Raw genomic sequence first — 20,568 nt, 5'->3', positions numbered from 1 at the left:
GGGAGCAACGTGAGCGGCAAGGGTGCACCGGAGCTGTCCGTACGCAATGTGGGTGATCTCCGGGTCGCCGTCATCGCGGCGCAGTGGCACGAGAAGGTGATGGACGGCCTGGTGGACGGCGCCCTGCGCGCCCTGCACGACCTGGGCATCGACGAACCGACCCTGCTCAGGGTCCCCGGCAGCTGGGAGCTCCCGGTCGTGGCCAAGGTCCTCGCGGGCCGCGGCTACGACGCGATCGTCGCCCTCGGCGTCGTCATCCGCGGCGGGACCCCCCACTTCGACTACGTGTGCCAGGGCGTAACCCAGGGCCTCACCCAGGTGTCCGTCGACACCGGCGTCCCCGTCGGCTTCGGCGTGCTGACCTGCGACACCGAGGAGCAGGCCCTGGACCGCGCCGGGATCGAGGGCTCCAGCGAGGACAAGGGGCACGAGGCGGTGACGGCCGCGGTGGCGACCGCGGCCACGCTCCGCTCAGTATCCGAACCCTGGCGCTGACGAAAGCCGTATGTGGCATAGGCTGAGCGTCACCATGTCCAAGAAGACGTTCGAGGAGCTCTTCACCGAGCTCCAGCACAAGGCCGCCCACGGCGACCCCGCCACTTCCCGCACCGCAGAGCTGGTCGGCAAGGGCGTCCACGCCATCGGCAAGAAGGTCGTCGAGGAGGCCGCCGAAGTGTGGATGGCCGCCGAGTACGAGGGCAAGGAGGCGGCCGCCGAGGAGATCTCGCAGCTGCTGTACCACGTCCAGGTGATGATGGTCGCCCGCGGCATCTCCCTCGACGACGTCTACGCCCACCTGTAAGCCGCACCCCGTTCCCGCACCCACCCACGCAAAGGAAGCCGACCTCATGCTGCGCATCGCCGTCCCCAACAAGGGTTCCCTGTCAGGCCCTGCGGCGGAGATGCTGCATGAGGCCGGCTACCGGCAGCGCCGCGAGTCCAAGGAACTGCGGATCGTCGACCCGGCCAACGAGGTCGAGTTCTTCTACCTCCGCCCCCGCGACATCGCCATCTACGTCGCCTCCGGCCAGCTGGACATCGGCCTGACCGGCCGGGACCTGCTGATCGACTCGGGCGCCGACGCCGAGGAGATCCTCCCCCTCGGCTTCGCCCGCTCCACCTTCCACTACGCCGCCAAGCCCGGCACCATGACCGGCCTGGCCGACCTGGCCGGCAAGACCGTCGCCACCTCCTACGAGGGCATCGTCGCCGGTCACCTCGCCGAGCACGGCATCGACGCCTCCGTCGTCCACCTCGACGGCGCCGTCGAGACCGCCATCCAGCTCGGCGTCGCCCAGGTCATCGCCGACGTCGTGGAGACCGGCACCTCGCTGCGCAACGCCGGCCTGGAGATCGCCGGCGAGCCGATCATGCAGTCCGAGGCCGTGGTGATCCGCCGCACCGGCGCCGACCCCGACGACCCCAAGGTCCAGCAGTTCCTGCGCCGCCTCCAGGGCGTCCTGGTCGCCCGGACCTACGTGATGATGGACTACGACTGCCGCGTCGAGCAGCTGGAGAAGGCCGTCGCCCTCACCCCCGGCCTGGAGTCGCCGACCGTCTCCCCGCTGCACAACGAGGGCTGGGTCGCCGTCCGCGCGATGGTCCCGGCCAAGGAGGCGCAGCGGATCATGGACGACCTGTACGACATCGGCGCCCGGGCCATCCTGACCACGGCCATCCACGCCTGCCGGCTCTGAGGGGCGCACCTCCATGTCCCAGCTTCCCGCCCTCCCCGTCACTTTCCGGCCGGGCAGCACCCGCGCGGTGCTGCTCGGGGCCGCCGTCGCGATTCTCGTGGTGATCACGACCGTCGCGATGCTGCTGGAGCAGCTCAGCCCCGCCGAGCGCCTGAGCTTCGTCGTCACGGCACTGCTGCTGGACGCCGTGCTGCTCGTGCTGGCCCGGCCCAAGGTCGTCGCCGACGAGGGCGGTGTCACCGTGGTCAACCTCACGAACAAGCGCAGGCTGGAGTGGGCGGAGATCCTCCAGGTGACCCTCCGCCCGGGCGACCCCTGGGTGTTCCTCAACCTCAGCGACGGCACCAGCCTGCCCGCCCTGGGCATCCAGCCGGGCATCGCCAAGCAGCGCGCCGTCGCCGACGCCCGCGCCCTGCGGGCCCTCGTCGAGGCCCGTTCGGTCACGGACCCCGAGGGGCGCCGGAGCTGAGGCGTGGCCATGCGCACGGCCGTCGCCACTGCCGCACCGGGCGGTGTCTTGATTAACCTGTTGGCGGAGGCGCTACGGAAGGCGCCTTCGCCGCTGCTGCCCCGCCCGGTGCGCAGAGGCTTCCTGCTAACCGAGGAGTGACCCCCTCCGGCGATGGACGGATCGTCCTGCAGTACCTGCGCCGCCCCCTGCCGACATAGCGCGGACCGTGTCCGCGCCCGTGCGGAGGCGGCGGCAACATGACCATCCCCCTGCTGCTCCTGGCAGCCGCGTTCCTGCTGATTCTCGCCAACGGATTCTTCGTGGCGGCCGAGTTCGGACTCGTCACGGTCGAGCGGCCCGAGGCCGAGAAGGCCGCCGCCGAGGGCGACCGCCGCGCCCAGCGGGTCGTCGAATCACTCAAGGAACTCTCCTTCCAGCTCTCCGGCACCCAGCTCGGCATCACCATCACCTCCCTCGTCGTCGGCATGCTCGCGGAGCCGGCGCTCGCGGAGCTCCTGCACGGCCCGTTCACCTCGATCGGCGTCCCCGGAGGAGCCGTCCCCGGCGTCACCGTCGTCGTCGGCATGCTGGTGGCCTCCGCCGTGCAGATGGTGATCGGCGAGCTGCTGCCCAAGAACTGGGCGGTGTCCAGGCCGCTGCAGGTCGCGCGGTTCGTCGCGGCGCCGCAGCATGCCTTCGCCCGGCTGTTCCGCCCGGTCATCGCGGGCCTCAACGCCGTCGCGAACCGGCTCGTACGGGCCCTGGGCTTCGAGCCCGCCGAGGAACTGGCCTCCGCCCGCACCCCCGGCGAGCTGGTCTCCCTGGCCCGCCACTCCGCCCTGGCCGGCGCCCTCGAACAGGACACGGCCGACCTCTTCGTGCGGACCCTGTCCCTCGGCGAGCTGACCGCGCAGCACGTGATGACGCCGCGCGTGAAGGTCAGCGCCCTGCAGTCCTCGGCCACCGCCGAGGACGTGGTCAACCTGACCCGCGCCACCGGCCTGTCCCGCTTCCCCGTCTACCGGGAGCGGATCGACGAGGTCGTCGGCATGGTCCACCTCAAGGACGCCCTGGCCGTTCCCGCCCCGGACCGGCTGCGCACGCCCGTCGGCCGCATCGCACGCCCGCCCCTGCTCGTCCCCGAGACCCTGCCCGTGCGGCCCCTGCTGACCCGGCTGCGCAGCGAGCAGCCCATCGCGGTCGTCGTCGACGAGTACGGCGGCACGGCCGGTGTCGTCACGCTGGAGGACATCGTCGAGGAACTCGTCGGCGAGGTCCGCGACGAGCACGACGGACACGACCTGCCCGAGCTGGCCTCCGCGCCGCCGGAGGACGGCAGGCCCGCCTGGGACGCCGACGGCAGCTGCCGCGTCGACGTGCTCCGGCGCATCGGCCTCGACGTGCCGGAGGGCCCGTACGAGACCGTCGCCGGCCTGATCGCCGACCTGCTGGGCCGGATCCCCGCCGTCGGGGACAGGGCGGAGCTGCCCGGCTGGCGCCTCGCGGTGCGCCAGGTCGGGCACTACCGCGCGGAACGGGTCCGGCTCGTACGGACCGCCCCGGTGACCGTCAAGGCGGAGGCCGTCCGATGAGCGTGCTCCAACTGCTGTTCGCCGCACTGCTCGTGCTGGCCAACGGCTTCTTCGTGGGCGCCGAGTTCGCGCTGGTCTCCGTCCGCCGCAGCCAGATCGAACCCCTCGGCACGGCCCGCGCCCGCCAGGTCCTCTACGGCCTGGAGCGGCTGCCGCAGATGATGGCGGCGGCCCAGTTCGGCATCACCGTCTGCTCCCTGACCCTGGGAGCGGTCGCCGAACCGACCGTGGCGCACCTGCTGGAGCCGGTCTTCGAGCGGGTCCACCTGCCCGAGGGCATGATCCACCCGCTCACCTACGTGATCGCCCTGGCCGCCGTGGTCTTCTGCCACCTCGTCATCGGCGAGATGGTGCCGAAGAACCTGGCGATGGCGGCGCCCGAGAAGGCGGCGCTGTGGCTCAGCCCGGGCCTGGTCTGGTTCGCCCGCTTCTGCAAGCCGGTCACCGTCGCCCTCGGTGCCGTCTCCCAGGGCATCCTGCGGCTCTTCCACGTCGAGCCGAAGGACGAGGTCGAGGCCGTCTTCACCAGCGAGCAGCTCAACCGGCTCGTGGAGGACGCGGGGCAGGCGGGCCTGCTCGACCCGGAGGAGGCCGAACGCCTGGAGGACGCGCTGGAGCTGGGTTCGCGCCCGGTGACGGACGTCCTGCTCCGGCGCGAGTCCCTCGTGACGGTCAGCCCCTCGGTGACGCCGGCGCGGATCGTCGAGCTCACGGCCCGCACGGGTTACTCCCGCTTCCCGGTGGCCGCGGACCACGGCGCGTTCATGGGCTACCTGCACGTCAAGGACGTCCTGGACCTGGAGGACTCCGACCGGGCCGTGCCGCAGCAGTTGTGGCGGCCGATGACGACCCTGCGGCCGGAGCTGCCGCTGGACGACGCGCTGACGGTGATGCGGCGGGCGGCGACGCACCTGGCGCAGGTGGCCGACGGGTCCGGAAAGGTGCTGGGACTGGTGACCCTGGAGGACGTACTGGAGCTGCTGGTCGGCGAGGTGCGCGACCCCGCACACCGGCAGGTGCGCGAGGTACGGCTGACCGAGCCGAGGTCGGGCGAGGAGGTACTGGCGACGTAGGGTCGCCGCCTCACGGTCCGGGCGGATCCTGCGGGCCCCGCCCGGACAGCACCTCCCCGTACGCCTGCATCAGGTCCGGCAGCCGCAGCGTCACCAGGTCCTCGCGTCCCAGCACGCCGGGACACACCGACAGCCGGAGGTCCCGGTACGCGCAGCTCTTCTCGTACAGCGTCCGCAGGAACCGCCCGTTGCCCAGCTCGTCGATCCACCCCTGGTCGACCACGTGCCCGGCGATGGACCGCAGTTCGTCGAGGGCCTCCTCGTCCCACACGTCGCCGTTCTCCGCGGCCAGCACCTTGCCGATCTCGGTGAGTTCGAGGGGACGGTAGGACGGGAAGTCGACGCGCGTGGTGAAGCGGGAGGACAGGCCGGGGTTCGCGGCGAGCAGCCGGTCCATGCCCTCCGGGTAGCCGGCCAGGATCACCACGAGGTGGTCGCGGTTGTCCTCGGCCCGCTTCAGCAGCACCTGGAGGGCCTCGTCGCCGTACGCGTCGCCCTTGCCGTAGCCCGAGTTGGACAGCGCGTACGCCTCGTCGACGAAGAGGACGCCCCCGAGCGCCGAGTCGATCAGCTCGTTCGCCTTCACGGCGGTCTGCCCGAGGTACTCGCCGACCAGGTCGGCGCGCTGGGCCTCCACGAGGTGGTCACCGCCGAGCAGTCCGAGGGCGTAGAAGACCCGGCCGAGGATGCGGGCGACGGTGGTCTTGCCGGTGCCGGAGGGGCCGGAGAAGACGAAGTGGCGTTTCGGCGGCTGGACGGGCAGGCCCTGACCGGCCCGCAGCCGGGCCATGTTCAACTGCGCCGACAACGCCTTGACCTGGCGTTTCACCGGCTCCAGCCCGACCATCCGCTCCAGCTCGGCGAGCGCCTCCTCCAGTAACGCGGGGTCGGTGGGCCCGGTCGGCAGGGACGGTGTCGGGGCGGTCCTGTCACGCACGGCGGGCCCGGTGACCGGCGGCAGGGCGGCGGAGACGGGCGGCTCCAGGTCGGGCAGTCTCAGGTCACGCCCCTCGGTGCCGAACAGCGGGTCGAAGCCGTCCGGTCCGTCCACGGCGTCCTGCCCGCCACCGGCGAGCGTGATCGCCGCGAGGCCGGCGTCGTCGTACCCGTCGCCCTCGGCGATCGCGGCGAGCCGGGCCGAGGTGTCCATGAACGCCGGGTCGACGCGGTGCACGGCCCGGTACAGGGGGAGCGCGGCGGCGCTGCGGCCGGTGCCCTCGTGCGCCCGGGCGAGCCAGTAGCGCAGCTCCTTGCGCTGCGGCTGCTCGCTGCGGCAGCGCATCAGGGCAGCGGACAGCAGCGGTTCGGCCTGCCCGTACATCTCCAGCCGCACCCGGGCCATGCCGCCGAACAGCCCCGCCTCGATGCCGAGCAGGGGGTCGTCCAGCAGCGGATCGGTGTGCCGGACCAACTGCTCCCAGTCCTTGACCAGGTAGGCGCGGCAGGCGTGCAGGAAGCGGACCTGGTGGTCGGTGTCCACCGGGGGCAGCCCGGCGAGGGCCCGGTCCAGCTCGGGGACGTGGCGGCCGTCCAGCCAGTGGGAGGCGTGCGCGAGCAGCAGGTCGCGCGGGCTCTCCAGCACGGGCTGCACCCACCAGCCCAGCCAGTACCAGGAGTTGAGGGGGCGGCGGTAGCGGGTGCGCTGTTCGCCGAAGCGGTCCCGGTGGCGGAACATCCGCAGCAGCGCGGTCGTCGTGTCGACGCGCAGCGCGTGCAGCCCGAGCCAGCCGTCGGCCATACCGGGGTCCATCCGCACGGCGGCCCGGAACTCCTCCTCGGCCTGCGGGTAGGCGCCCATGGTGTACGCGTCCACGCCGCGCAGCCAGGCGAGGTCGGCCGGGGCCTGATGAGGGCCCTGCGTGCCGAAGTCCATCACGTCCCCCACGAAGCGTGCCCCCGTCGGTATGCCAACGAGCCGTCCCCCGGCCGGCTGCCCCTGCTCGAACCGCTGTACCACGGACCGGAGTTGCACCGTGCGCGCAGCAACCGTCCGCAGGTCGCGACGAGGGCATCGTACCCGCGGGGGCGGCGCGTCCCCAGGGGGCCGTACGAGCCGTTCGGCGAGGTGGGAGGGGATACGGCGCCGTCGCGGACGGTGACCGAGGGTGATCGATCGGCGCCCCGCCGCGCGTGGGGAACCGCGAGAGGACAGAACGAAGCCCCCGATCACGGGGGAACAACCGGGGGCTTCGCGTCCTGAAGGCGGCTCCGAACGGCCGCACATTGAGAACGTAAGACCTGTACGGCCCGTCGGTCAAGCCGAGTTGGAGCACTCCGGCGAGTTGTCCCGCAAGGCTCTTCACGAGTTCAGCACACTGCGGGTGGTCCGTCACCCTCAGTGAGGGAACGGTCCGATTCCGGGCTTCCCGCGGGCCCCGGAAGCACCTCGTAGCCCTGCTCCACCTGGCGTACCAGGACGTCCGCGAACGGCCGTGAGGGGTCCCCGGCGAAGTGCCGGCGCTCGGCCGGGACCCAGTCGTTCCAGAACTCCCGCTGCTCCTCCCCGTCCCGGGAGCGTCCCCGCGCCCAGGCCTCCTCGCGCGGCAGGTCCAGCCACAGCAGCAGGGCCAGACGGGGGCGGAGCGCGCGGCGACCGGCGCCGACCCCCTCCAGCAGCAGCACCGGGGCGGGCGGCAGCGGGCGGGTCGGTCCGAAGCGACGGGTCCGCCAGTCGTAGGGGGAGTAGTGCGCGGTGCGGCCCCGGGCCAGGGGATCGAGCACCTGCTCCCGCAGGCGCCCGGTCCAGTCGAAGAGTGCGTCGTGGCTGGCGATGTCGTCCAGGCGCAGCACCGGCACGCCGCCCAGGGCCGCGGCCAGCTCCCCGGCGAACGTGGTCTTCCCGGAGCCGGCGTGCCCGTCGACCCCGACGAGCCGGACCGGGCCGCAGGAGGGCGGCAGGCGGCGGATCCGGAAGGCGAGGTCGAGGACGGACTCCGGTGCGGGGCGGAAGGGCACATTCATCTCGCGCAGCACTCTAACGACGTGCTCGCGCCGCTCCCACCGGGGTGCGTCGGCGGTGCCACTGGTCGACGCCAATATTGGTGGGCGTGGCGCGGGTCGAAGTGCTGGCGGGACCCGGCGGGCTGTGCTCATATGTGGCGCACACACGGATGCGATCGACCGTGTACCGGACCTGCCCCGCCCTGCCCGACTCCGACCATCGGGGGTCCCGTCATGAGCAGAGTCGACCAGCCGTCCCGCAGAACCGTCCTGGCCGCCGTGGTCGCCGCCGCCGTCACCGGGAGCGCGGGTCCGGCGGCCGCCGATCCCGAGACCGCCATGACCACCCACCCCGCAGCCGCCGACCGGGCGGCCCCGGCCCGGACCGTGGACAACCGGGCCTGGTTCACCTACGGCGACTGGTGCTCCGGCACCGCCCGGGGCACCCGCGCCGTCGCCGGCGACCGCCCCGGCGTGGTCCTCGCCACGCCCGCCGGAACCACCGACTACACGGACCCGCACACCGGCACCACCGCCTCCTGGCAGTACGGCACCTGGACCTCCCCCGCGCACCGGTTCGCCGTCCCCGCGACGGAGGCGATCGTCTCCTGGAACGCCCACACCCCGCCCGGCACCTGGATCCAGGTCGAGGCCCGGGCGACCTACACGGACGGCACCAGCGGCCCCTGGTACGTGATGGCCCGCTGGGCCGCGGGCGACCAGGACATCCGCCGCACCTCGGTCGACGACCAGAGCGACGGCCGGAGCACCGTCTGGACCGACACCCTGGCCGTCGACGACCCGTCGTCCGGACTGCGCATGACCGCCTGCCGGTTGCGCCTGACCCTGTACCGCAGGCCCGGCGGCCGGGGCACGCCCACCGTCTGGCGGCTCCACGTGATGGGCTCCGACGTCCCCGCCCGCTTCGCCGTCCCGGCCTCCGCGCCCGGCCTGGCGAGGGAACTGTCCGTCCCGCGCTACTCGCAGGAGATCCACAAGGGCCAGTACCCCGAGTACGACAACGGCGGCGAGGCCTGGTGCAGCCCCACCTCCTCCCAGATGGTCATCGAGTACTGGGGCGGCCGGCTCACCCCCGAGCAGCTGGCCTGGGTGAACCCGGCGTACGCCGACCCGCAGGTCTGCCACGCCGCCCGGTTCACCTACGACCACCAGTACGGCGGCTGTGGCAACTGGCCCTTCAACACCGCCTACGCGGCCACCTTCGACGGCCTCGGGGGCGTGGTCACCCGGCTCGGCTCGCTCACCGACCTGGAGACGCTCATCGGGGCCGGCGTCCCGGCCATAACCTCCCAGTCGTTCACGAAGGGGGAGCTGACCGGCGCCGGCTACGGGACCGCCGGCCACCTCATGACCGTCATCGGGTTCACCGCCGACGGCGACGTGGTCGCCAACGACCCGTACTCCGGGAGCAACGAGGCCGTGCGGCGCGTCTACCGGCGGCGCGAGTTCGAGAACATCTGGCTGCGGACCAAGCGGTACAACAGTTCCGGAGCGGTCGCCTCCGGCACCGGCGGCGTCTGCTACCTCTGCTTCCCGGCGCACCCGACCGCGGCCCAGCGCGCGGCCCTGGCGGCCGTGGGCGTACGCGTGTGACCAAGCTCTCGGCCGCACAAGCCGCTCCGGGTGTCAAGGTGGGACAGAACGTCGGGGGAAGTCCGTCCGCACCACCGAACGAGCGAGAACCATGACCGCGCACTCCGCCACCGCCTCCGCCCCACGCGTCCGCACCGGCGGCCCCGGGGAAGACGGCCCGAAGATCGTCGAGCACGTCATGGGCTGGGCCCTGGTCGTGGCCGTCGCGATGCTCGTGACCCAGCTCGGGCTGCTGTGACCTGACCCACGTCGCGGGTGTGGGGCCTGCCATACTGCGGAGGTCCCGCCCCCGCCCGTGAGACCAGGGTCGAAAGTGAATATCAGCCCCCAGCCCGCCGCGCGCCCCCGGCCCCGCGGCACCGAGCGCTCGACGGCGCGCCGTGCCGAACTCATCGCCATCGGGCGGAGGTTGTTCGCCGACACGTCCTACGACGCCCTGTCGATGGACGACATCGCCCGGCAGGCGCACGTCGCCAAGGGGCTGATCTACTACTACTTCCAGTCCAAGCGCGGCTACTACCTGGCCATCATCCAGGACTCCGTCACCGAGCTGATCACGCTGGCGGCGAGCGGACCGGAACTTCCCCCGGCCGACCGGGTCCAGCGCACCGTCGACAGCTATCTGCGCTACGCCGAGCACAACCAGGCCGCCTACCGCACGATCGTCAGCGGCGGCGTCGGCTTCGACACCGAGGTGCACGCCCTCCGCGACGGGGTGCGCGCGGCCGTGGTCGCCACCATCGCCGAGGGCGCGTACGGCCGCGCCGACGTCACTCCGCTGGCGCGCATGGCCCTGCTCGCCTGGGTGTGCAGTGTCGAGGGCGCCACGCTGGAGTGGATCGACCGGCCGGAGCTGCCCCGCGCGACCATGCGCGAGCTGCTGGTGAAGACGCTCGGCGGCGCCCTGCGGGCCATCGAGGAACTGGACCCCGCCCACCGGGCGCCGGAACCCGCCCGCCGGGGCGCGTGAGAAAGGGGCGGAGCGTCCGCACGGACCCTCCGCCCCCTCGGTGCCGGGCCTACTTGATGGCCTTGATCAGCTCACCGTTCGCGGTGTCGCCGCTCAGCTCCCAGAAGAACGTGCCGCCCAGCCCTTGCTGGTTCTTGTAGTTCATCTTGGTCGCGATGGTCGCCGGGGTGTCGTAACTCCACCAGTCGCCGCCGCACTTGGCGTACGCCGTGCCGGCCACCGTCCCCGTCGCCGGGCACTTGGTCTTGAGGACCTTGTAGTCCTCGATGCCCGGCTCGTACGTGCCCGCCGCCGGGCCGGTCGCGGTGCCGCCCGGGGCCGCCTGGGTGACGCCGGTCCAGCCGCGGCCGTAGAAGCCGATGCCGAGCAGCAGCTTGGAGCCGGGGATGCCGAGGCTCTTCAGCTTGGCGATGGTCGCCGAGCTGTGGTTGTCCGCCTTCGGGATGCCGGCGTACGAGGTCAGCGGCGAGTGCGGGGCCGTCGGACCGGCGGCGTCCCAGGCGCCGAAGAAGTCGTACGTCATCGGGTTGTACCAGTCGACGTACGGGGCGGCGCCCGCGTAGTCCGCGGCGTCGATCTTGCCGCCCGGGGTGGCGTCGGCGGTGATCGCCGCGGTGACGAGGTTCTTCGGGCCGAACTTGGCGCGCAGCGCCTGCATCAGGTTCTTGAAGGCCGCCCTGCCGCTGGTGTCGCAGGTGGCGCCGCAGGCGTTCGGGTACTCCCAGTCGATGTCGATGCCGTCGAAGACGTCGGCCCACTTGGAGTTCTCGACCAGGTCGTAGCAGGACTGCGCGAAGGCCGCCGGGTTCTTCGCGGCCTCGCCGAACCCGGCCGACCAGGTCCAGCCGCCGAAGGACCACAGCACCTTGAGGTTCGGGTGCTTCTGCTTCAGCTTGCGCAGCTGGTTGAAGTTGCCGCGCAGCGGCTGGTCCCAGGTGTCGGCCTTGCCGTCGACGGAGTCGGCGGCGGTGTAGGCCCGGTCGGTGGCGGCGTAGGCGTCGCCCATGGCGCACTTGCCGCCGGTGACGTTGCCGAACGCGTAGTTGATGTGGGTCAGTTTGGCGCCCGAGCCGGACGTCTCGATGTTCTTGACGTGGTACTTGCGGTCGTAGGTGCCCCATTCGGTGAAGTACCCGAGGACCTTGGAACCGGCGGCCCTGGCCTGGGGGGCGGCCTTGACGTCCGTGGCGGCCTCCTGAGCCGAGGTCGCCGCGGTGGCGGTGGTGCCCGCGCCGGCCAGCAGCCCGGCACCGAGGACGGCGCAACAGGCGGCGGACACGATGGCCCGGAAGCGGGAGGGGTGGGGGGTGTGCATCCGGTGTCTCCTCGTGGGGAGAGGGGAACGCCGCGCCCATTGGCATGAACGCGGTGAGTCGGTGGAGCGAAACAGTAGGAGGACTAGACCAGTTGGTCAATGGTTCGGACCAATTTCCCCGTCCGGGACCGCTCGGCCGTATCCTGAAGTAAGCGGTCGTTAACTGGTGACGGGATGCCTCCGATCGGGCATACTCACAGCGCACAGCCGCTGGTCAGCAGCTTCCGCGACCCGGGACTGCAAGCATCGGCCAGGCACCAGAACGACCCGGCGGCGCCGCCCCCACCCACGGGCCCGTCCGCCAGCGCCCGACAGGGAGGAGAGCGTCGCCATGCCCGACCGCGCCCCGCAGCCGGTGGACCGACAACTGCCCACGGAGGAGGCCCGGGACCTGATCTCGCTCGTCCGTGACATCGCACAGCAGGAGATCGTCCCGACCGCGGCCGGGGAGGAGGAGGCGGGCCGGTTCCCGCGCGAGCTCTTCACCCTCCTGTCACGCTCCGGCCTGCTCGGCCTGCCCTACGACTCCGAGTACGGCGGCGGCGACCAGCCCTACGAGGTCTACCTCCAGGTACTCGAAGAACTCGCCGCGGCGCGCCTCACCGTCGGCCTCGGGGTCAGCGTGCACACCCTGGCCTCCTACGCCCTCGCCGCCTACGGCACCAAGGAGCAGCAGGTCGAGCACCTGCCCGCGATCCTCGGCGGCGGTCTCCTCGGCGCCTACTGCCTCTCCGAGCCGCACTCCGGCTCGGACGCCGCCGCCCTGCGCACCCGGGCCGTGCGGGACGGCGACGACTGGGTGATCACCGGCTCCAAGGCCTGGATCACGCACGGCGGCGTCGCCGACTTCTACACGGTGATGGCGCGCACCGGAGAGGAGGGCCCGCGCGGGATCACCGCCTTCCTGGTCCCCGGCGACGCGCCGGGGGTGAGCGCCGCGCCGCCCGAGAAGAAGATGGGCATGAAGGGCTCGCCCACGGCCCAGGTCCACTTCGACGGCGTCCGGGTCTCCGACGCCCGGCGCATCGGCGAGGAGGGGCTGGGCTTCGCGATCGCCCTGTCGTCCCTGGACTCCGGGCGGCTCGGCATCGCCGCGTGCGCGATCGGCCTGGCGCAGGCCGCGCTCGACGAGGCGCTGTCCTACGCGTCGCAGCGGCGCCAGTTCGGCAAGCCGATCGCAAACTTCCAGGGGCTGCGCTTCATGCTGGCCGACATGGCGACGCAGATCGAGGCGGGCCGGGCGCTCTATCTGGCGGCGGCGCGGCTGCGTGACGCGGGCCGGCCGTTCGCCCGGCAGGCGGCCATGGCCAAACTGCACTGCACGGACACGGCGATGCGGGTCACCACCGACGCCGTGCAGATCCTCGGCGGCTACGGCTACACCGCCGACTTCCCGGCGGAGCGCTACATGCGCGAGGCCAAGGTGCTGCAGATCGTCGAGGGCACCAACCAGATCCAGCGCATGGTCATCGCCCGCCATCTCGTGGGTCCAGAGGAACGCTGAACTGGTCGAGGCCCCGCCAGGGCGCCGCGAGCAGCATCCACTCCGGGTCGTGCCGGCCCGGCAGGGTGCGGCCGCCCTCGGCCCAGGTCCGCATCAAGTCGCGGTAGATGGGCGGGTCCTGATACCGCGCCGGACCCGGCCGAACCGATTCTGCGGGCGGCGGGACGAACAGGAGGCGCTGACGCCCGGTCACGGAGGAAATGGGGGTCATACCCGGGCAACGCGGCAGAGGCCGGACAGGTCACCGGACGGTGGAATCGGGCGTGCGTTCCCGGCGCCCCCCGCCCCGGGCACACCGGTCCCGCACCTCGGCGGTCCGCGCCGTGGTGCGGGGGGCGGTCACTGGGGTGGAGCGAGCGGGCGGGAAGAGCCCGTGCTCAGGCCGCGTCGCGGCGCATGACGGGGACCCTGATGGGGCGCGAGCCCGGGCCGCCGACGTGCGAGAAGGGCTGGGTCCGCCAGTCGAGCCCCTGCGGGAGCGTCAACAGCAGGGCGGTGTCCTGCTCCTGCGGATCCACGGACTCGTCCGCGGGGCGGGCGTCCGCGGCGCTGCGGCCGGTTCCGGCGCAGACCGTGAGCCCGAACGGGTTCCACGGCGAGGCGCACAGCGCGTGCTCCGGCAGGACCTCCTCGTCCGCCAGCAGGGCGATGGGCTGCGCGCAGTCCGGGCAGACGACCCGGAACATCTCGAAGGTGTCGTAGGCGTCGAGCTCGTCGTCGAACGCGTCGGGTTCGACGCCCTCCGGCTCGGGCTCGACGACGATCTGGTGCCGCTTGGGTGCGGTGCGACCAGGGCGCTTAAGACTCTGCATTGGGTACTCCCCCTCGGGCTGGGCCGTATCAGGCACTGCGGCCTCGACCACAGCAAGCACTTCCCGTCCCCCCTGGGCGGTAATCACGAGAACATCACGGAGAATGTTCGGGCTCTGTGGTGTTCGTCACATGCCGCGCGCAGGTGCCCTCTGCGGCGGCCCCGGCCCCCGGACGGCCGATCGTCGCCTTCCGGCCATATCACGAACCGGGCATGACCTGGACTCCACAGGTATCCGAGGAGATCAACCGCCCTGTAGGTTCTTGCGCCATGGAGGAGCTGGACCGACAGATCGTGCAGCTGCTCGTCAAGGACGGGCGGATGAGCTACACCGACCTGGGCAAGGCCACGGGGTTGTCCACCTCGGCCGTGCACCAGCGGGTGCGGCGGCTGGAGCAGCGGGGGGTCATCCGCGGCTACGCGGCAGTCGTCGACCCGGAGGCCGTGGGGCTGCCCATGACCGCGTTCATCTCGGTGAAGCCGTTCGACCCGAGCGCACCGGACGACATCGCGGACCGGCTGGCCGGGGTGCCGGAGATCGAGGCGTGCCACAGCGTGGCCGGCGACGAGAACTACATCCTGAAGGTGCGGGTGGCGACCCCGCACGAGCTGGAGGAACTGCTGGCCCGGGTGCGGTCGCTGGCGGGCGTGTCCACCCGCACCACGGTGGTGCTGTCCACGCCGTACGAGGCACGGCCGCCCAGGATCTGACCGACGGCTCCACCCCTTCGCGGGGCACGGCCGCGGGGCCTGTGAAACTGTGCTCCATGAGTGAGTCCCGCACGCCGCCCCAGACCGTCCTGCTCCGTCGCGGAGAGGTGCACAGCCCCGCCGATCCGTTCGCCACCGCGATGGTGGTGGAGCGGGGGCAGGTCGCCTGGGTCGGTTCCGAGGGCGCCGCCGACGCCTTCGCGGACGGGGTCGACGAGGTCGTCGACCTCGACGGGGCGCTGGTCACACCCGCGTTCACGGACGCGCACGTGCACACCACCGCCACCGGTCTCGCCCTCACCGGGCTCGACCTGTCGAACGCGCCCTCCCTGGAAGCCGCCCTCGCCCTCGTGCGGGACTTCGCCGCCGCCCGCCCGCGGGACCGCGTGCTGCTCGGGCACGGCTGGGACGCCGCGCGCTGGCCCGGCGGCCGCCCGCCCACGCGGGCCGAGCTCGACGAGGCCACCGGGCACCGGCCCCTCTACCTCAGCCGCATCGACGTCCACTCCGCGGTCGTCACCACGGCTCTGCTCGACCTGGTCCCGGACGCCCCCCGGCAGGACGGGCCGCTGACCGCCGACGCCCATCACGCCGTCCGGGCCGCCGCGCTCTCCGCCGTGACGCCCCTCCAGCGCACCGAGGCACAGCGCGCCGCCCGCGCGCACGCCGCCTCGCTCGGCATCGGCACGCTCCACGAGTGCGCCGGCCCCGAGATCTCCTCCGAGGACGACTTCACCGGCCTGCTGCGCCTGGCCGCCGAGGAGCCCGGGCCCCGCGTCGTCGGCTACTGGGCCGAGCAGGACGTCGCCAAGGCGCGCGAGCTGGGCGCGATCGGCGCCGCCGGTGACCTGTTCGCCGACGGCGCCCTGGGCTCCCACACGGCCTGCCTGCACGAGCCGTACGCCGACGCCGGGCACACCGGCCGGGCGTACCTGGACGCCACCGCGATCGCCGCGCACGTCGTCGCCTGCACCGAGGCCGGGCTCCAGGCCGGCTTCCACGCCATCGGCGACGCGGCCGTGGACGCCGTGGTCGAGGGTGTGCGCGCCGCCGCCGAGAAGGTGGGACTCGCCCGGGTCCGGGCCGCCCGGCACCGCGTCGAGCACGCCGAGATGCTCACCCCGGAGTCGGTCGCCGCCTTCGCCGAACTCGGGCTCACCGCCTCCGTCCAGCCCGCCTTCGACGCCCTGTGGGGCGGCGAGGAGGGCATGTACGCCCAGCGGCTCGGGGCGGAGCGCGCCCGGGGCCTGAACCCCTTCGCGGCCCTGCTGCGCGCCGGTGTGCCGCTCGCCTTCGGCTCCGACAGCCCGGTCACCCCGCTCGACCCCTGGGGCACGGTCCGGGCCGCCGCCTTCCACCGCACGCCGGAGCACCGCGTCTCCGTGCGCGCCGCGTTCACGGCGCACACGCGCGGCGGCTGGCGGGCCGTCGGACGGGACGACGCGGGGGTCCTGGTCCCGGGCGCCCCGGCCGACTACGCCGTCTGGCGCACCGGTGAACTCGTCGTCCAGGCCCCCGACGACCGGGTCGCCCGCTGGTCGACCGACCCCCGCTCCGGCACCCCGGGCCTGCCCGACCTGACCCCGGGCCGCGACCTGCCCGTCTGCCTGCGGACCGTGGTGGGCGGACGCACGGTCTTCGTACGGCCGGGCGAGTGATCTACGGGGGTGGCGCGCGGGCGATCGCACGCCGCGCCCCCCGCGCGCGACCTGCGCATCCACCGCACTGACCTGCGCTTTGCGGGACAATGCGCAGGTCAGACGGCTGTTGACAGGCAGCCGCAGGAGGCCGGTAGGTTCGGCCGAGTCCACCACCGGACGCCCGACCGGGGATCGTTCGCACACGCGCCGCGGCGCCGCCGGGTCAGGGACGGTGTGCCGCACCGGGGCACCGCCACTGGGAGCCAGGCCCGGGCCGGCGCAGCGCCGAGGGAACGGTCCGGCCGGTCGGGGAGGTGTGACCCGGGTGGGGCCCGGGCGCTCAGTAGACAACGGCTTTCGGTCGATCCGCAGCCGGCGGATCCCAGGTCGGCCCGAAGGGCGCCGGGGCCCCCATCCGCCGTACGCGCGCGCCGCGGGGGCGCATCCTTACCCGCGTCTCGCGGATTCGACACCACCATTCGAACGTCCTGTCACGTCAGCGCAGGCGGGGGCCACTATGGTGGACCCCTGCGTACGGACATGAAGGGGCAGCAGTGAACGACGGCGACGGCACCCTCGCGGCAGGAGCCCAGGGGAGGAAGTTCGGCCCGCTCGGCACGGCCTTGGTGATCATCCCGACCTACAACGAGGCGGAGAACATCAGGAGCATCGTCGGCCGGGTGCGCGAGGCCGTCCCGGAGGCGCACGTGCTCGTGGCCGACGACAACAGCCCGGACGGCACCGGCAAGCTCGCCGACGAGCTGACGGTCTCGGACGACCACGTGCACGTACTGCACCGCAAGGGCAAGGAGGGCCTCGGCGCCGCCTACCTCGCGGGCTTCCGCTGGGGCCTGGAGCGCGACTACGGCGTCCTGGTCGAGATGGACGCCGACGGCTCCCACCAGCCCGAGGAACTGCCCCGCCTGCTCACCGCCCTCAAGGGCGCCGACCTGGTGCTGGGCTCGCGCTGGGTGCCGGGCGGCCGGGTGGTGAACTGGCCGAGGTCCCGCGAGGTGATCTCCCGCGGCGGCAGCCTCTACTCCCGGCTGGCGCTCGACCTGCCGCTGCGCGACATCACCGGCGGCTACCGGGCGTTCCGCCGCGAGACCCTGGAGGGCCTCGGCCTCGACGAGGTCGCCTCCCAGGGGTACTGCTTCCAGGTGGACCTCGCCCGCCGCGCCGTCAAGGCCGGGTACCACGTGGTCGAGGTGCCCATCACCTTCGTAGAACGCGAACTCGGCGACTCCAAGATGAGCCGCGACATCCTCGTCGAGGCACTGTGGCGGGTCACGGCGTGGGGCGTGGGGGAGCGCGTCGGCAAGGTCACCGGCCGCGCCGCCAGACCGTCCGCGCCGGGGCGCGACGCCAAGCCCTCCAAGCCGTAGCCGCTCCGGGCCCCGGCAGCGCGCAGGATCGCCTGATCGGGGCCTTATCCCGTGCTGAGCCGGGGCCGGGCACACTGGAGGCATGACGACTGGCGCTCAGACCCCCAGCCACTCCGCCCGGCCCCGGCGCTCCCGCCTGCGCACGCTCCTCCCGTTGGGCGTCGCCGCGTGGCTCGTGCTGGAGATCTGGCTGCTCACGCTGGTGGCCGGGGCGTCGAACGGCCTGGTGGTCTTCCTGCTCCTGCTGGCGGGCCTGGTCCTCGGCTCGGTGGTCATCAAGCGGGCCGGCCGGCGGGCCTTCCGCCGGCTCTCCGAAGCGCTGCAACAGCAGCAGAGCGGTGCGGTGCCCGCGGCGGGCCGGCCCGGCAGCGAGGGCAACGGCCTGATGATGCTGGGCGGTCTGCTCCTGATGATCCCCGGCCTGGTCTCGGACGCGGTGGGCCTGCTCCTGCTGCTGCCCCCGGTCCAGAAGGCCGTGAGCCGTTCCACCGAGCGCACCTTCGAGCGCAGGCTCCGCGAGGCCGGTCCGGGAACCCTGGGCGGCGCCTTCCAGCAGGCCCGCATGTACCGCCCCGACGGCAAGGTCGTCCAGGGCGAGGTCGTCCGGGACGAGCCGGACGGCGGCGCCACCGAGCGGCCGCGCCCGCCGCTGACGCACTGACCGGCGAGCACTGACCGGCGAGCAGGGGCAGCACGGCGCGAGCGCACGGCACGACCCCGCGCCCGACAGGACGCGGGGCCCGGCACGCCAGGACACGGGCACGGAAAAACCGCGGGCGCCGTACTTCCGTACGGCGCCCGCGGTTACCGATGTGCGCTGATCAATCCGCCAGGCCTTGCGGGGACCTAGGCCGACTTGCGGCTGTCCCGGGGATGAACCGCGATGTTCATCGCACCGGAGCGAAGAACCGCCAGGCGCTCCTCGAGGACCTCTTCGAGTTCCTCGCGGGTACGCCGCTCCATCAGCATGTCCCAATGCGTACGCGCGGGCTTGGCCTTCTTCTCTTCCGGGCCGTCGCCGTCCACCAGGAGTGCCTGGGCCCCGCAGACCTTGCACTCCCACTCCGGCGGGATCTCCGCCTCGACCGAGAAGGGCATCTCGAAGCGGTGCCCCTTCTCGCATGCGTACTCCACGGCCTGGCGCGGGGCCAGGTCGATGCCGCGGTCCGTCTCGTAGCTGGTCACCACGAGGCGCGTGCCGCGAAGAGCTCGCTCACTCATGAATCGTGCCTCCCGGGCTTGTCGCCCACAGGACAGGTGTCGCTGTCGTCGTCATCCGGTCAACGTCCGGTCGGCGGTAAAGATTCCCGTTCCGAGTCCCGTTCCGGGTCATGCGTCGCCGTCGTAGCCGCCCTTGTTGTACCCACCAGCGCCCGGTTTGTCACATCTGCTAGCAGATGTAACCCAGCGTTTCGGCATCTTTGACGCGCAGTAACGGTACGCCTGGCAGGCCAAACGCGTACACTACAGCCCTTTCGCGCCGAGTGCTAAATCCTGTCAGGAACCGGATTCCCCGCTTCTTCGATCGCACGCCGTACCGGGACCCGGGCGAGCAGGGCGAATCCGAGGACGAAGAAGGCCACCAGGGAGATGATCGCGTCCCGGTAGCTCCCGGTGAGCTGGTAGGTGAGCCCGAACAGCAGCGGCCCGAGCCAGCTCATCCCGCGGTCGCTCAGCTCGTACGCGGAGAAGTATTCGGCCTCCTTGCCGGGCGGGACCAGATGGGAGAACAGGGAGCGGGACAGCGCCTGGCTGCCGCCGAGGACCAGGCCGATCCCGGCGGCCAGCACGAAGAACCACACCGGTGCGCCGGCCGGCAGGAAGAACCCGGCCGCGAGCGTCACGGTCCAGGCGACCAGCGAGCCGAGGATCGTGCGCTTGGCGCCGTACGTCCGGGCCAGCCGGCCCATCGTCAGCGCACCGGCCACGGCCAGCACCTGCACCAGCAGCACGGCGCCGATCAGGGTGGACTGACCCAGACCCAGCTCCTCGGAGCCGTACACCGAGGCCTGGGAGATCACCGTCTGGATGCCGTCGTTGTAGACGAGGTAGGCGAGCAGGAAGGCGAGGGTCAGGGGGTGGCGGCGCATGTCGCGCACGGTCGCGGCGAGCTGCCGGAAGCCCGGGAGGGCCGCCGCCTCCCGCGCGGCGGACCCGCGGTCGCGCAGCCTCGTCAGCGGGATCAGCGCGAAGGCACCCCACCACAGACCGGCCGACGCCAGGCAGATGCGCACGGCCGTGCCCTCCGAGACGCCGAAGCTCTCATGACCGGTGTAGAGGACCAGGTTCGCGACGAGGACCAGCGAGCCCGCCGCGTACCCGAAGGCCCAGCCCCGCGAGGACACCGCGTCCCGCTGCTCGGGCGGGGCGATCTGCGGCAGGTAGGAGTTGTACAGCATCATCGCCACCGACTGCGCGGCGTTGGCGACGACCAGCAGCACGCCGCCGAGCAGGTAGCGGTCGCCGTCCAGGAGGAACATCGCCGTCGTCGCCCCCGCCCCCGTGTACGCGGCGGCCGCCAGGAGGGGCTTCTTGCGGCCGGTGCGGTCCGCGGCGGCCCCCACCAGGGGCATCACGAGCACGGCCACGATCACCGACAGGGACACCGAGTACGCGAAGAAGGAACCGGCGCGCACCGGGATGCCGAGAGGGTGGACGTACCCGTCGGCGTCCGCGGCCGACTCGGCGACCGATGTCAGGTAGGGGCCGAGGAACACGGTGAGCACGCTCGTCGAGTAGACGGAGCACGCCCAGTCGTAGAAGTACCAGCCGCGCTGTTCGCGTCTGAGATCCGCCCCGCCGGCGGGCGGTGTCCGCAGGGTGTCGGTGCCCACCCGTGCCCTCGCTTCCCCGTGAACGCGCGAA

At 72.6% G+C, this 20,568-nt stretch carries 21 protein-coding genes; 14 read left to right on the top strand and 7 right to left on the bottom strand.

The window, feature by feature from the left end; translation table 11 throughout:
* The first annotated feature begins 9 nt into the window (after positions 1–9).
* The 6 genes from ribH (at position 10) to AC07DA_RS31935 (ending at position 4,813) form a co-directional block, all read left to right on the top strand.
* Positions 10–495, top strand: a complete 486-nt coding sequence (ribH, locus tag AC07DA_RS31960) for a 6,7-dimethyl-8-ribityllumazine synthase (RefSeq protein ID WP_031116695.1) — start codon at positions 10–12, stop codon at positions 493–495.
* 34 nt (positions 496–529) lie between these two features.
* The gene (locus AC07DA_RS31955) at positions 530–802 is read left to right on the top strand and encodes a phosphoribosyl-ATP diphosphatase (protein ID WP_007491392.1); all 273 of its coding nucleotides are present in this window, start codon (positions 530–532) and stop codon (positions 800–802) included.
* A gap of 46 nt (positions 803–848) precedes the next feature.
* Complete coding sequence (hisG, locus tag AC07DA_RS31950) at positions 849–1,697, top strand: ATP phosphoribosyltransferase (protein WP_479131711.1); 849 nt, start codon at positions 849–851, stop codon at positions 1,695–1,697.
* A gap of 13 nt (positions 1,698–1,710) precedes the next feature.
* Positions 1,711–2,166, top strand: a complete 456-nt coding sequence (locus AC07DA_RS31945) for a PH domain-containing protein (RefSeq protein ID WP_479131709.1) — start codon at positions 1,711–1,713, stop codon at positions 2,164–2,166.
* Between the two features lie 239 nt (positions 2,167–2,405).
* Positions 2,406–3,740: a hemolysin family protein gene (locus AC07DA_RS31940; protein WP_479131708.1), complete on the top strand. Its 1,335-nt coding sequence runs from the start codon at positions 2,406–2,408 to the stop codon at positions 3,738–3,740.
* The gene (locus AC07DA_RS31935; RefSeq protein WP_479131707.1) at positions 3,737–4,813 is read left to right on the top strand and encodes a hemolysin family protein; all 1,077 of its coding nucleotides are present in this window, start codon (positions 3,737–3,739) and stop codon (positions 4,811–4,813) included. Before AC07DA_RS31940 ends, AC07DA_RS31935 begins: the two co-directional genes overlap by 4 nt.
* Before the next feature lie 10 nt (positions 4,814–4,823).
* On the opposite strand, the gene AC07DA_RS31930 is transcribed toward AC07DA_RS31935, so the two are convergent.
* Positions 4,824–6,686 carry an AAA family ATPase gene (locus AC07DA_RS31930; RefSeq protein ID WP_479131746.1) on the bottom strand — a complete coding sequence of 621 codons (1,863 nt, stop codon included), beginning with the start codon at positions 6,684–6,686 and terminating at the stop codon, positions 4,824–4,826.
* 434 nt (positions 6,687–7,120) lie between these two features.
* On the bottom strand, positions 7,121–7,774 hold the full coding sequence (locus AC07DA_RS31925) for a uridine kinase family protein (RefSeq protein WP_479131745.1): 654 nt from the start codon (positions 7,772–7,774) through the stop codon (positions 7,121–7,123).
* Positions 7,775–7,987: 213 nt separating this feature from the next.
* Here AC07DA_RS31925 and AC07DA_RS31920 point away from each other — a divergent pair, with 213 nt between their 5' ends.
* From AC07DA_RS31920 to AC07DA_RS31910, 3 genes are all read left to right on the top strand, one after another.
* Positions 7,988–9,367: a peptidase C39 family protein gene (locus AC07DA_RS31920; RefSeq protein ID WP_479131706.1), complete on the top strand. Its 1,380-nt coding sequence runs from the start codon at positions 7,988–7,990 to the stop codon at positions 9,365–9,367.
* Positions 9,368–9,458: 91 nt separating this feature from the next.
* The gene (locus AC07DA_RS31915; protein WP_479131705.1) at positions 9,459–9,605 is read left to right on the top strand and encodes an SCO1431 family membrane protein; all 147 of its coding nucleotides are present in this window, start codon (positions 9,459–9,461) and stop codon (positions 9,603–9,605) included.
* Positions 9,606–9,680: 75 nt separating this feature from the next.
* Positions 9,681–10,337, top strand: a complete 657-nt coding sequence (locus AC07DA_RS31910) for a TetR/AcrR family transcriptional regulator (protein ID WP_479131704.1) — start codon at positions 9,681–9,683, stop codon at positions 10,335–10,337.
* A 49-nt stretch (positions 10,338–10,386) separates the two neighbouring features.
* Here AC07DA_RS31910 and AC07DA_RS31905 read toward each other — a convergent pair whose 3' ends face one another.
* Entirely contained in the window at positions 10,387–11,652 is a 1,266-nt protein-coding gene (locus tag AC07DA_RS31905) for a glycoside hydrolase family 18 protein (protein ID WP_479131703.1), read from the bottom strand.
* Between the two features lie 331 nt (positions 11,653–11,983).
* Between AC07DA_RS31905 and AC07DA_RS31900 the strand changes: the two genes are divergently transcribed.
* On the top strand, positions 11,984–13,156 hold the full coding sequence (locus AC07DA_RS31900; protein ID WP_479131702.1) for an acyl-CoA dehydrogenase family protein: 1,173 nt from the start codon (positions 11,984–11,986) through the stop codon (positions 13,154–13,156).
* Here AC07DA_RS31900 and AC07DA_RS31895 read toward each other — a convergent pair.
* The gene (locus AC07DA_RS31895) at positions 13,119–13,367 is read right to left on the bottom strand and encodes a hypothetical protein (RefSeq protein WP_479131701.1); all 249 of its coding nucleotides are present in this window, start codon (positions 13,365–13,367) and stop codon (positions 13,119–13,121) included. The genes AC07DA_RS31900 and AC07DA_RS31895 overlap by 38 nt on opposite strands.
* A gap of 166 nt (positions 13,368–13,533) precedes the next feature.
* A complete protein-coding gene (locus AC07DA_RS31890) occupies positions 13,534–13,968 on the bottom strand; it encodes a hypothetical protein (protein ID WP_479131700.1) in 435 nt (144 codons plus the stop codon).
* A 269-nt stretch (positions 13,969–14,237) separates the two neighbouring features.
* On the opposite strand from AC07DA_RS31890, the gene AC07DA_RS31885 reads away from it, so the two are divergent.
* From AC07DA_RS31885 to fxsA, 4 genes are all read left to right on the top strand, one after another.
* A complete protein-coding gene (locus AC07DA_RS31885; RefSeq protein WP_006136660.1) occupies positions 14,238–14,678 on the top strand; it encodes an Lrp/AsnC family transcriptional regulator in 441 nt (146 codons plus the stop codon).
* 56 nt (positions 14,679–14,734) lie between these two features.
* Positions 14,735–16,336: an amidohydrolase gene (locus tag AC07DA_RS31880; protein ID WP_479131698.1), complete on the top strand. Its 1,602-nt coding sequence runs from the start codon at positions 14,735–14,737 to the stop codon at positions 16,334–16,336.
* Positions 16,337–16,872: 536 nt separating this feature from the next.
* Entirely contained in the window at positions 16,873–17,703 is an 831-nt protein-coding gene (locus AC07DA_RS31875) for a polyprenol monophosphomannose synthase (RefSeq protein ID WP_479131697.1), read from the top strand.
* Between the two features lie 82 nt (positions 17,704–17,785).
* Positions 17,786–18,364, top strand: a complete 579-nt coding sequence (gene fxsA / locus AC07DA_RS31870; RefSeq protein ID WP_479131696.1) for an FxsA family membrane protein — start codon at positions 17,786–17,788, stop codon at positions 18,362–18,364.
* A 185-nt stretch (positions 18,365–18,549) separates the two neighbouring features.
* On the opposite strand, the gene AC07DA_RS31865 is transcribed toward fxsA, so the two are convergent.
* Positions 18,550–18,924 carry an RNA polymerase-binding protein RbpA gene (locus AC07DA_RS31865; RefSeq protein ID WP_003977404.1) on the bottom strand — a complete coding sequence of 125 codons (375 nt, stop codon included), beginning with the start codon at positions 18,922–18,924 and terminating at the stop codon, positions 18,550–18,552.
* A 266-nt stretch (positions 18,925–19,190) separates the two neighbouring features.
* Positions 19,191–20,537: an MFS transporter gene (locus tag AC07DA_RS31860; RefSeq protein WP_479131695.1), complete on the bottom strand. Its 1,347-nt coding sequence runs from the start codon at positions 20,535–20,537 to the stop codon at positions 19,191–19,193.
* Positions 20,538–20,568: the final 31 nt, after the last annotated feature.

It is taken from the genome of Streptomyces sp. NPDC044921 (assembly GCF_056432865.1).
Note: the sequence above shows the minus strand (reverse complement) of the source record. Positions and strands in the feature narration are given on the sequence as shown.